This is a genomic window from Pseudomonas sp. MHK4, from assembly GCF_054600775.1.
The window spans coordinates 342,005-353,732 of record NZ_BAAIAK010000007.1 but is presented as its reverse complement, the minus strand read 5'-3'; the positions used below and the strand labels follow the sequence as shown (position 1 = coordinate 353,732).

At 60.1% G+C, this 11,728-nt stretch carries 11 protein-coding genes; 5 read left to right on the top strand and 6 right to left on the bottom strand.

The annotated features are described in order from the left end of the window. Window positions 1-109 (top strand): transposase (locus ACYP2Q_RS19860; RefSeq protein WP_163003228.1); only part of this gene is annotated, 109 nt, incomplete at its 5' end. Window positions 110-168: 59 nt separating this feature from the next. Here the strand turns inward: ACYP2Q_RS19860 and ACYP2Q_RS19855 are convergent. Genes ACYP2Q_RS19855 through antA form a run of 4 tightly spaced genes read right to left on the bottom strand, consistent with a single transcriptional unit; the run spans window position 169 to window position 4,536 of the window. Further along, on the bottom strand, window positions 169-1,572 hold the full coding sequence (locus tag ACYP2Q_RS19855; protein ID WP_459732092.1) for an amino acid permease: 1,404 nt from the start codon (window positions 1,570-1,572) through the stop codon (window positions 169-171). A gap of 43 nt (window positions 1,573-1,615) precedes the next feature. Continuing rightward, complete coding sequence (gene antC / locus ACYP2Q_RS19850; protein ID WP_459732091.1) at window positions 1,616-2,635, bottom strand: anthranilate 1,2-dioxygenase electron transfer component AntC; 1,020 nt, start codon at window positions 2,633-2,635, stop codon at window positions 1,616-1,618. An 18-nt stretch (window positions 2,636-2,653) separates the two neighbouring features. Then, window positions 2,654-3,145, bottom strand: a complete 492-nt coding sequence (gene antB / locus ACYP2Q_RS19845) for an anthranilate 1,2-dioxygenase small subunit (RefSeq protein WP_459732090.1) — start codon at window positions 3,143-3,145, stop codon at window positions 2,654-2,656. Beyond that, a complete protein-coding gene (gene antA / locus ACYP2Q_RS19840; protein ID WP_459732089.1) occupies window positions 3,145-4,536 on the bottom strand; it encodes an anthranilate 1,2-dioxygenase large subunit in 1,392 nt (463 codons plus the stop codon). The genes antB and antA overlap by 1 nt, the downstream gene beginning before the upstream one ends. A gap of 378 nt (window positions 4,537-4,914) precedes the next feature. Here antA and ACYP2Q_RS19835 point away from each other — a divergent pair, with 378 nt between their 5' ends. Next, window positions 4,915-5,928, top strand: a complete 1,014-nt coding sequence (locus ACYP2Q_RS19835; RefSeq protein ID WP_459732088.1) for a cupin domain-containing protein — start codon at window positions 4,915-4,917, stop codon at window positions 5,926-5,928. A gap of 118 nt (window positions 5,929-6,046) precedes the next feature. Here the strand turns inward: ACYP2Q_RS19835 and ACYP2Q_RS19830 are convergent, their stop codons facing one another. After that, the gene (locus ACYP2Q_RS19830) at window positions 6,047-6,520 is read right to left on the bottom strand and encodes an Lrp/AsnC family transcriptional regulator (RefSeq protein ID WP_459732087.1); all 474 of its coding nucleotides are present in this window, start codon (window positions 6,518-6,520) and stop codon (window positions 6,047-6,049) included. A 174-nt stretch (window positions 6,521-6,694) separates the two neighbouring features. On the opposite strand from ACYP2Q_RS19830, the gene kynU reads away from it, so the two are divergent. The 3 genes from kynU to ACYP2Q_RS19815 all read left to right on the top strand — a co-directional run bounded on the left by kynU (window position 6,695) and on the right by ACYP2Q_RS19815 (window position 10,886). Then, complete coding sequence (gene kynU, locus ACYP2Q_RS19825; RefSeq protein WP_459732086.1) at window positions 6,695-7,945, top strand: kynureninase; 1,251 nt, start codon at window positions 6,695-6,697, stop codon at window positions 7,943-7,945. A 101-nt stretch (window positions 7,946-8,046) separates the two neighbouring features. After that, window positions 8,047-9,360 (top strand): OprD family porin, encoded by a 1,314-nt coding sequence (locus tag ACYP2Q_RS19820; RefSeq protein WP_459732085.1) that lies wholly within the window; start codon window positions 8,047-8,049, stop codon window positions 9,358-9,360. An 86-nt stretch (window positions 9,361-9,446) separates the two neighbouring features. Then, complete coding sequence (locus ACYP2Q_RS19815) at window positions 9,447-10,886, top strand: amino acid permease (protein WP_459732084.1); 1,440 nt, start codon at window positions 9,447-9,449, stop codon at window positions 10,884-10,886. Here the strand turns inward: ACYP2Q_RS19815 and ACYP2Q_RS19810 are convergent. Then, window positions 10,827-11,711, bottom strand: a complete 885-nt coding sequence (locus ACYP2Q_RS19810; RefSeq protein ID WP_459732083.1) for a LysR family transcriptional regulator — start codon at window positions 11,709-11,711, stop codon at window positions 10,827-10,829. The two genes, ACYP2Q_RS19815 and ACYP2Q_RS19810, sit on opposite strands and share 60 nt — an antisense overlap. Window positions 11,712-11,728 lie beyond the last annotated feature (17 nt).

The window sequence follows — 11,728 nt, the reverse complement described above, 5'->3', positions numbered from 1 at the left end:
GGAAGGGATAAACAATCGAATAAAGGTCATCAAGCGGATGGCGTACGGTTACCGGGATAGCGAATTCTTTTTCATGAAGATCAAGAGCGTCTTTCCCGGTAATCCGTGAAGAACCATAAAAAAGCCCCGACATTCCAAGAATGCCGGGGCTTTTTGCTGCGCACTGGATTATTGCGCGACGGGCAAGCCGCGATCGCGCGCCACACGCATCCGGTAGAACAGGTAGATGATCGCCACCCACACCGGGATGGCGATGACCGAGGCGCGTATGCCCGGAATCATCCACATCACGCAGATGATCATGGCCATGAACGCCAGGCACAGGTAGTTGCTGTAGGGAAACCAGAACGACTTGAAGCCCGGCACGATGCCTTGCTGGCCCATGATCTTGCGAAACCTCAGGTGAGTCAGGCTGATCAGTGTCCAGTTGATCATCAACGAGGCGACCACCAGGGCAAACAGCAACTCCAGCGCCTCATGCGGCGCCAGGTAGTTGACCAGCACGGACAGCATGGTGATCAGCGCCGAGATGCCCAGCGCTCGCAGTGGCACGCCCTGTTTGTTCAGTTTCATCAACGACTTCGGTGCGTCGCCCTGTTCGGCCAGGCCGTAGAGCATGCGGCTGTTGCAGTAGACGCCGCTGTTGTAGACCGAGAGCGCCGCGGTGAGTACCACGAAGTTGAGGATGTGCGCGGCGGTGTCGCTGCCGATCAGCGAGAAGATCTGTACGAACGGGCTGCCGCTGTAGGCATCGCCGGACGCGCCGAGGGTCTGCAGCAGTTGATCCCAGGGGTACAGCGACAGCAGCACGGTGAGTGCGCCGACGTAGAAGATCAACACGCGATAAACCACCTGGTTGATCGCCTTGGGAATCACCTTCCTCGGTTCGCTGGCTTCAGCGGCAGTGATACCGACCAGTTCCAGGCCGCCGAAGGAGAACATGATGAACGCCATCGACATCAGCAAACCGGTGGTGCCGTTGGGGAAGAAACCGCCGTGGCTCCACAGGTTACTGACCGACGCCTGCGGGCCGCCGGATCCGCTGAACAGCATGTAGCAGCCCAGGACGATCATGCCGATGATCGCCACGACCTTGATGATCGCGAACCAGAACTCCATCTCGCCGAAGACTTTGACGTTCATCGTGTTGATCAGGTTGACCAGCACGAAGAACACCGCGGCACTGACCCAGGTCGGGATCTCCGGCCACCAGAACTGCACGTACTTGCCCACGGCCGTCAGCTCGGCCATGCCCACCAGCACGTACAGCACCCAGTAATTCCAACCGGAGAGGAAGCCGGCAAAACCGCTCCAGTACTTGTGGGCGAAATGACTGAAGGAACCTGCCACCGGCTCCTCGACGATCATCTCGCCCAACTGGCGCATGATCAGGAAGGCGATGAACCCGGCAATCGCATAACCGAGGATCATCGACGGACCGGCCGACTTGAGCACGCCAGCAGAGCCCAGGAACAGCCCGGTGCCAATCGCCCCGCCCAGGGCGATCAGTTGAATATGGCGATTTTTCAACCCCCGCTTGAGCGTTCCCTGTTGCAAGATTTCATCCGCCATCTCGTTCCCTTCTGGTTATTGTTGTCAGGCCTGATTTGAAAGATCAGATATTACTCTCGGTGAACTTTTCGTAATACAGGTGAACCCCGTCCAGTGCCTGGGTTTGCAACCAGTCCTTGATCGACTCGACCATCGGCGGTGGCCCGCAGACGTACATGTCGACCGGTGCGTCGCGCAGTTCACTGAGGTCGAAATGCTCGGCAATGTAGCCACGCTTGCCCGTCCATTGTGGCGAGGGATCGCTGACCACTTCGGTGTAGCGAAACCCTGCAAGGCGTTCGGCGTAGGCTTCGATCCGTGTGCGTTCGCACAGGTCGGCAGCGTCGCGCACGCCGTAGTACAGGTGCACCGGCTGCGCACAACCGCGTTCGGCGAGCTCGTCGAGCATGCCCAGCAGTGCCGACAGCCCGGTTCCGCCCGCCACCAGAATCAGCGGTTTGGCCACCTGCCGCAGATAGAAAGCCCCCAGCGGTGCTTCCAGAATGATTTCGTCGCCTACCTGGCAGCGTTCACGGATGTAGTTGCTCATCACGCCGTCGGGCAACAGTCGAATCAAAAATTGCAGTTGATTGTGCTCGCTCGGCCGATTGGCAAACGAGTAGGAACGCTTGCTGTCGGTGCCCGGAATCGACAAACGGGCGTATTGCCCCGGCAAAAAATCCAGCGGGGATTTCGCAGCGAGGTCCAGGTGCAGGATCGCGGTGCTGGCTGAAATCTGCCTGACGCCGATCACCGTTGCGCTCAGTTGTGCCGGACCCGAGGCGTTGCACAGGCTGGAGGCGAAGTCGAAATAGAACGCCGCGTCGGACTTCACCCGGGTCTGGCAGGTGAGCATCTTGCGCTGCTGCAGGTCCAGGCTCGAGAGCGCTTCCTCGTCCACGTAATCCTGGCTGTAATCGCCCGATTCACAGCGCCCCTGACAGGTGCCGCAGACGCCTTCACGGCAATCCAGGGGAATATTGATGCCGTTGCGCAGGGCGGCGTCGAGCAGGATTTCGTTGGGTTGTACGGGAAAGAACAGGGTTTTGCCGTCGGCAAAGCTGAACGCTACTTTGTGATTCATGCCTCGGTCTCCAGGGGTTCAGAGGTGGTAGAAGTCGAGTACCGAGTTGATGGTGTCGTTGAGCAGCAGCACATGCTTGCGGCTGATCAGCCAGCTGTCGGCGTAAGGCTTGAGCCGGTAGGTCGCACGGCCATAGAACTGCTCCGACGTGGCCAGTCGATAGAACAGCGTGTGCCAGTTCAGGCGTACCTCCAGCTCACCGCCCTCGAGTTCGCTGATGCGCACGTTGTTGATCAAATGCAGGGTGCGCGGCATCGGCGTCGAGGATGCGGATTTGCCGGTGCGCAGGCGGAACACGCGATCTTCCAGGCCAGAACGGTTGGGGTAGTAGATCAGCGACATTTCTCGTTTGGGGTCGCGGGTATAGACGTGTTCCGAGTCCCATTGCGGCAGGTGGAACTCACTCTGCTCGTCGAACAGCTGGACGTAGGCGTCCCAATCCTGGGCGTCGCACAGTTCGGATTTGCGGTAGAAGAACTGTTCGATCTGGTACTGCAATTGCGCACTCATCATTGCACCTCACGGAGTTTCAGGGATTTCGCGTCCAGGCCATCGAGCAGGAATTTCTGCCAGTTGCTGTGCTGGTTGACGTAGAGCCCTTCGTGGGTGAATTCGGTGCCGGTCATGGCCGGGGCGATGCCGATCGCCTCGCTGTTGGGCGTGGCGCCAGTGGCCCATCGGTGACTGCCACGGGAAATGTCGCTCCAGCGCTCCAGTCGCGCCTGGAAACCGCGCTGGGCTTCACGGAATTCCACCAGGTCGTCCGGTGTGCCCAGGCCCGACACGTTGAAGAAATCCTCGAACTGGCGAATGCGGTTTTCGCGGTCGGCGTCCGACTCGTTTTTCACCCCGATGCACTGGCTGATGATCTCGGTCTTGTTCCAGGCCACCGGGCGGATGATGCGCAGTTGCGAGCTGATCTGGTCGAGGAAAAACAGGCTCGGGTAGACATTCAGGTTACGCAGGCGATGCATCATCCATTCGGCCTTTTGCTGGCCGTGTTCTTCGACCAGGCGCGGCATGATGGTGGCGTAGCCCGAGCGTACCGTCGGGTTCGGCATGTCACTGAACAACACGCTGTGACCATTGTTGAAGGCGAACCAGCCGTCATCGGTATTGGCATCGCCGGCACCGAGCTTGCTGTAGTCCAGGGTGCTGCCGTTGCCGGTGCCGTTCTCGCTGTTGACCTGCTGGCGGTGCTGCACCGTGGCCACGTAGTTATAGTGCACGGTGCTCACGTGATAGCCATCGAGGCCGTTTTCGTTCTGCAGTTTCCAGTTGCCGTCATAGGTGTAGGCCGACTTGCCGGGCAGCACTTCCAGCTCACCGGTGGGCGACTGGGCGACCATCATGTCGAAGAACACCTTGGCGTCGCCGAGGAAGTCTTCCAGGCTGTTGTCGGCATGCACATCGAGGCTGATGAACACGAAACCCTTGTAGCTCTCGATGCGCGCTTTCTTCAGGCCACGGGTGGCCTTGTCGAAGCCTTCCGGATACTCGCCAGGCGCCTTGACCTTCACCAGGCGCCCGTCGCTCTTGTAGCACCAGGCATGGAACGGGCAGGTGAAGGTCGACTGGTTGCCCTTGCCGACGCGGGTCAGGGTCGTGCCGCGATGCTGGCAGGCGTTGATCAAGGCGTTGAGCTGACCGTCGCCGTCGCGGGTAATGATCATCGGCTGGCGGCCGGCGCGCATCGTGACGAAGTCGTGGTTATTGGCCAGCTCGCTTTCATGGCAGGCGTAGATCCAGTTCTTCTCGAAGATCAGTTCCATTTCCAGATCGAACAACTGCGGCTCGGTGAAAATGTCCCGGGCGATGCGGAACACGCCTTCTGCCGGACGGAAGTCCAGGCAGCCCTGGATGAACGCTTTCCACTGCTCGACGTTTTTTTCGCCACTCATGGGTATGCACCTGTTTTTTATTGGGGCTAATCGGTGTGCGCATTAGAGGGAGTGGGGCGGGTGGGGGTCTATCCGGTTTGTGGACGAAGGCAGTCCGTAAAATTTGTGGGGGTAACACCCACCGGGTATCAGGCTGGGCAGCGACTACCCAGGCAGAGCACCAAACGATGAACGGCTGCACCTGTTTGCAGCAATCAGGTACTGTTTTGCACAACCTCGAGTGCCTGTTGGGGAGCGTTCACCGGCTGCGTTATCCGCCTAGTCGAGGGATGCTATCCACTTAGTTGGCGCCGGGGTTTTGTGGCTTGGAACTTGCCTTCTCCACGCCTGAGACGCGCCGTCAGAGCGCGCTGAAAAATAGCCCGTGGGTGCACCGTGATGAACAGCAAAACCGATGCGCAGTGTCGCGACATTCGTGTCGACAGCGATGATCTTGAGGCCGCGAGAAACTGGATGTCCGGTATTTGCGGGCCGCATCGACTCGTGACCACGACGCCCGAGCGGATCCGCTTCCATCACAGCGCCAACATGTTCAAGTCGATGGCCACGACCCTGGGCACCATCGAGTACGGCACCGATGTCACCATCGATATCGAAGACGCCGAGCACTTCAGCAGCTACAGCCTGAGCCTGCCGCTGGTGGGCGAGCAGGAGTTGAGCAAGAACGGCAGCGTGGTGAAATCCGACCGCGACCAGGGGGTGATCATTTCGCCCAATGAAAACCAGCTGCTGGCGATTTCCGGCGATTGCCGCAAGGTCCAGGTGGTGATCACCCGCCTCGCCATGAGCGAATCCCTTGAAGGCTTGCTGCAGCGACCGCTGGATGCGCCGTTGCGCTTCGAACCGGTGATGGATGCGGTCGACGGCGCGTCGGCTTCGTGGTGGCGCATGGCGCGCTATTTCATTGCCGAACTGGAACGCAGCAGCGAACTCTACGAGCAGGTGGCCTTCACCCGGGACATCGAAAGTTCGCTGATCAAGGGTCTGATCCTCGCTCAGCCGAACAACTATTCGCAAGAGTTGCGCGAGGTGCTGGGCGTGAAGTTGCCGCACTACCTGATCCGGGCGCGGCAATACATTCACGACAATGCTCGCGAGACCCTGCACCTGGAGGACATCGAACTCGCCGCCGGGGTGTCGCGCTTCAAGCTGTTCGAGGCGTTCAAGAAGTACTTTGCGTTATCGCCCATGGTCTACCTGAAGAAATACCGCCTGAACGGCGTGCGCCAGGAGATTCTCGAGCACGGCTCGGCGCGCAATATTTCCGCGATCGCCATGGGCTGGGGGTTCACCCACCTGGGGCGTTTTTCCGCCGAGTACCGCAAGCTGTTCGACGAATCCCCGAGCATGACCTTGCAGCGCAATGAAGCCCGGCGCCTGCGCGGTTTCTGAGCGAACCCTGTGTGCGGGCTTGCTCGCGAAGGCGTTGTGTCAAACAACATTAGAGTTGACTGACACTCCTCTTTCGCGAGCAAGCCCGCTCCCACAGGTTTAGCAGTGCGTTGCTCCCTTACTTGCGCACCACCAGATCCAGCAACGCTTCGCGCTCCTTGATTTTCTGCAGGACGATTTCCGAGCGGATATCGGTGACCCCCGCCGTGCGATTCAAGTGGTTGACGATGAAATCGGAGAAGTGCTTGAGGTTGCGCGCCTGCACCCGCAGCACATAGTTGCTCGCTCCCGTAATCACGTACGCGGTGACCACTTCCGGCCACGACTGGACCTTCTTGATAAAGGTCTCGTGCCAGTCCTCGACGTCCTGTCGCAATGACACATGGACGATGGCTTCCAGTTCGATTCCCAGTCGCTCGGCATTCAGCACGGCGCGATAGCCGCAGATGATTCCCTCGCTTTCCAGCAGGCGCAATCGGCGTAGACAGGCCGACGGCGACAGGGCGACTTTCTCCGCCAGTTCCTGGTTGCTGATACGGCCATCCAGTTGCAATTGATGGAGGATTCGCAGGTCGGTCGAGTCGAGATTCATGGCTGGTGTAAATCCGCGTTTATAGGAGTTGTATTCGAATTTTATGCGAAATAACTACGCCATAGCCGCTTACTTTGCACGAAAATTCTGCAAAGCATCGTTCATTATCTCTCCACGGAAAAGGGCCGAAAACGCCCGGGAAAACGCGACAACCTTCAAAGAACAGGACACCCGATGACAACAAGAAACGATTGCCTGGCGCTTGATGCCCAGGACACTCTCGCGCCGCTACGCCAGCAGTTTGCGCTACCCGACGGTGTGATTTATCTCGATGGCAATTCCCTGGGCGCACGCCCGGTCGCGGCATTGGCACGTGCTCAGGAAGTGATTGCCCAGGAGTGGGGCAATGGCCTGATCCGCAGCTGGAACAGTGCCGGTTGGCGCGACCTGTCCGAGCATCTGGGCAATCGCCTGGCCGGGCTGATCGGCGCCGGTGACGGTGAAGTGGTGGTGACAGACACGACCTCGATCAACCTGTTCAAGGTGCTCAGCGCCGCGCTGCGCGTGCAGGCCACCAGGTCGCCGACGCGACGGGTGATCGTCACCGAAACCAGTAACTTTCCCACCGACCTGTACATCGCCGAAGGCCTGGCCGACATGCTGCAGCAGGGTTACAGCCTGCGCCTGGTCGACAGCCCTGAAGAGCTGCCGCAAGCGATCGACCAGGACACGGCAGTGGTGATGCTCACCCATGTCAACTACAAGACCGGCTACATGCACGACATGCCGGCCCTGACCACGCTGACCCACGAGTGTGGGGCGCTGGCCATCTGGGACCTGGCGCATTCCGCCGGCGCCGTACCGGTCGACCTGCATCAGGCGGGCGCCGACTACGCCATCGGCTGCACCTACAAGTACCTCAATGGCGGTCCGGGTTCGCAGGCGTTTGTCTGGGTCAATCCACAGTTGTGTGACCTGGTCCCGCAACCGCTGGCGGGTTGGTTCGGCCATTCGCGGCAGTTCGCCATGGAGTCGCGCTACGAACCGAGCAGCGGCATTGCCCGCTACCTGTGCGGCACCCAACCGATTACTTCGTTGGCGATGGTCGAGTGCGGCCTGGACGTGTTCGCCCAGACAGACATGGCCAGCCTGCGCCGCAAATCCCTGGCGCTGACGGACTTGTTCATCGAATTGGTCGAGCAGCGTTGCGCGGCCCACGAACTGAAGCTGATCACGCCGCGTGAGCACGCCAAGCGCGGCAGCCACGTCAGCTTCGAACACCCTGAAGGTTATGCGGTGATCCAGGCCCTGATCGAGCGGGGCGTCATTGGTGATTACCGCGAGCCGCGCATCATGCGCTTCGGCTTCACCCCGCTGTACACGACCTTCACCGAGGTCTGGGATGCGGTGCAGATCCTCGGCGAGATTCTCGACCAGAAGACCTGGGCGCAAGCGCAGTTCCAGGTTCGCCACAGCGTCACCTGATACCGCCGATATTCATCCCTGTTGCCGGTTTCCTGGCAACAGGGCTTCGGTCGTCCTCGATAAACAGTTCTGTGCAATCACAATAACAAGGAACACGCAGAATGAGACTCTCCCCCTGGCCCGCGTTGTCGCTCGCCCTCGGCAGTTGCCTCGGGCAAATGGCCTATGCCGCCGCCGACAATGGATTCGTCGAAGACAGCAGCCTGACCCTGACCAACCGTAACTTCTATTTCTATCGCAACAACCTCAACAACCCGGGCGGGCAGAATTACCGGGATGAATGGGCCCACGGGATCATGCTCGATTACCGCTCCGGCTACACCCAAGGCACGGTGGGGTTCGGGGTCGATGCCTACGCGCAACTGGGCATCAAGCTCGACAGTGGCAAGGGACGCACGGGCACGGGTTTGCTGCCGGTGGATGGAGATGGTCGTCCCGAGGATGAGTACTCCGAGGCGGGTGGCGCGGTAAAGGCGCGGATATCCCGGACCGAACTCAAGTACGGCAACCTGACACCGCTCAACCCGGTGTTCGGCACCGGCAATGCGCGACTGTTCACCAGTGTGGCCACCGGCTTCCAGCTGACCAGCAATGAGCTACAGGCCCTGCAACTGGACATCGGTCATTTCACCGCCGGCAACGACAGTAATTCGACCAATGCCGATGGCGCGCTGAAAGCGCTGTACGCTGGCGTGGAAACCCGCAGCGTCGATTATCTGGGCGGCAGCTACGCCCTGAACGATCAACTGAGCGTCAGCCTGTACGGTTCGCAGTTCACCGATATCTGGCGGCAGTACTACGCCAACGGCAACTACTCCTTTGCCCTGGGCGAAGGCCAGTCGCTGAACCTGGATTTCAATATTTATCGCACCAACGACGATGGCCAGAGCCTGGCCGGCAGGATCGACAACACCACCTGGTCGCTGGCCAGCGCGTACAAGTTCGGGGCCCATCGATTGACCCTGGCGTATCAACAGGTCGATGGCAATGAGCCGTTCGATTACCTGGGTTTCGACCAGCAGCCAGGCACTTCGATTTTCCTCGCCAACTCGGTCCAGGTGCTCGATTTCAACGCCCCCAACGAACGCTCATGGCAGCTGCGTTATGACCTGGACATGGCGGCCTTCGGCGTGCCGGGCCTGAGCTTCATGTCGCGTTACGTCAGCGGCGATCATATCGACGACAGCCATTACGACGGTGGTCCCAACGGCGCCTATGGACGTTATGGCGATGACGGCAAGCGCTGGGAGCGCGACATCGAAGCGCGCTACGTCGTGCAGTCAGGCAAGGCCAGGGATCTGTCCGTGCGGATACGCCAGGCCAGTGTGCGCTCGACCGCGCAAGTGGCGCGCGCCGATACCACGGACAACAACGAAGTGCGCGTCATCATCGAATATCCACTGAGTATTTTCTGATCCGTGTCCTGCTGTGCGTGGCTGATCCCCACCGGTAAAAACCAAGACGTGCTCTTCAAGAAAGACAATATTCAGAGGACATACAAATGACCGATAACACCGGTTTTGCAACGATATCCAACCGTGAACAGGGCTTGCGGCGTCAACTGACGTCCGGGCAGATGAGCATGATCGCCATTGGCGGCGCGATCGGCACCGGGCTGTTCATGGGCAGTGCCTACGCGATCGGGTATGCCGGGCCGAGCGTGCTGCTCAGCTACGCCATCGGCGCGATCATCACGCTATTGTTGATGGGCTGCCTGGCGGAAATGACCGTGGCCCATTCGACCTCCGGTTCGTTCGGTGCCTACGCCGAATTCTATGTCAGCCCGCTGGCCGGATTCCTGGTGCGCTACGCCTATTGGGCGGCGATCGTGCTGGCGGTCGGCACGGAAGTGACGGCGGTGGCGATGTACATGAAGTACTGGTTCGCCAACGTGCCGGAGTGGGTGTGGATCGTCTCGTTCTCCAGTGTGCTGATCGTGCTCAATGCGATCAGCGTGAAGACATTCGGTACCTTCGAGTACTGGTTCTCGACCATCAAGATCGGCGCGATTGTCGGCTTCATCATCCTCGCGGTGTATGTGGTGTTCGGTTCCGGCAACCCGGAATACGGCGTGCACAACTACACCGCCCACGGCGGCTTTTTCCCCAATGGCCTGCAAGGCATGTGGGTCGCGGTCATCGTGTCGATCTTCAGCTACCTGAGCGTGGAGATGATCGCGGTCGCCGCCGGTGAGGCGCAGGACCCCGAGCAAGCGGTGAAGAAAGCCTTTCGCGCGACCATCGTGCGCCTGGTGGTGTTCTACCTGCTGACCCTCGCCCTGATGCTGGCGATCGTGCCGTGGGTCCAGGCCGGGCATGCCCAGAGCCCGTTCGTCACGGTCATGCAGGCCATCGGCATTCCCGGCGCCACCGGGGTGATGAATTTCGTGATCCTGATCGCCGCGCTGTCGGCGATGAACAGCCAGTTGTACATCACCACGCGCATGATGTTCAGCCTGTCCCGAGGCGGTTATGCACCCAAGTCCATGGGCAAGCTGAGCAAGACCGGGATTCCGCTGAATGCCTTGTTGTTATCGAGTTCGGGCATTGCCCTGGCGACCTTGCTCAATATCCTCTACCCGGAAAGTTCGTTCACCCTGATGATGGCGATCTCCATGTTCGGCGCCATCTTCACCTGGTTCATGATCTTCCTGACCCACTACTGTTTCCGTCGTTATCACCAGCGCCACGGCGAGCGAAAGCTGTCGTTTCGCATGCGCCTGTTCCCCTACACCACCTTGTTGGGGTTGGTGCTGATGGGCGCGGTGATGATCACCACCTACTTCACCGAGGCCTTCAAGATGACCCTGGTGTTCGGCGTGCCGTTCCTGGTGCTGCTGACGGTGGTCTATGGCCTGTTTTTCAGGCAACCCAAACCCGCTTCACTCAGTGCGCAAGGCCTCGAACAACGCACTGGCATAACCGGGCAGGCCAGTGAATGAGCGCGTGCACAGCAGTAGTTTTCGCTGTGCCCAGTGCTCCTTCAACGCGATGCTTTTGAGCGGTTGATCCAGGCCCCGGCGCTGGATCGCCGCCAGCGGCACGATGGCCAGCCCGGCGCCGCGAGCCACCATGCGAATCACCCCGTCGAAGCCTTCCGCACGGATACGGATCTGCATGCGCATGCCCGCGTGCAACGCCTGTTCTTCGAGGTACACCGCGAGTGCGCTGTTGGCGGTCAGTCCCACGTAGTCGTGCAGCAACGTATCGCTGAAACTCGGCGGTTCGCCGTCGGCCAAGGGATGCCCGGGCGGCATGATCAGCACCAGCGGATCGTCGCGAAAGGGCAGGGTTTCGAGGGCCTGGGTGTCCACCGCGTCGGAGACGATGCCCAGGTCGGCCGCGCCCTGGCGCAAGGCGTGGGTGATGCGCGTGCTGGGCAATTCCTGCAGGTCGATGTCGAGGTTGGGGTGCTCGCGCAGGAAATCGGCGAGCAACTCCGGCAGGTATTCGGTGATCGCCGTGGTGTTGCACAACAACCGTACCTGGCCTTTGACGCCCTTGGCATAGTCGGCCAGGTCCTGCTGCATGCGTTCGGCCTGTTGCAGCATTACGCGAGCGTGGTGTGCGAGGGCTTTGCCGGCAGGCGTCGGTGTTACACCACGACGGCCGCGCTCAAGAAAATCCGTGCCGAGTGACGTTTCCATCGCGCGGATTCGTGCGCTCGCAGCTGCCAGGGACAGATGGCTGCGCGCGGCACCGGCGGTGATGTTGCCGCTGTCGAGGATGTTCAGGTAGAGGCGCAGGTCGGTCAGGTCGAAGTGCATCGTCAGCCTATTGATAT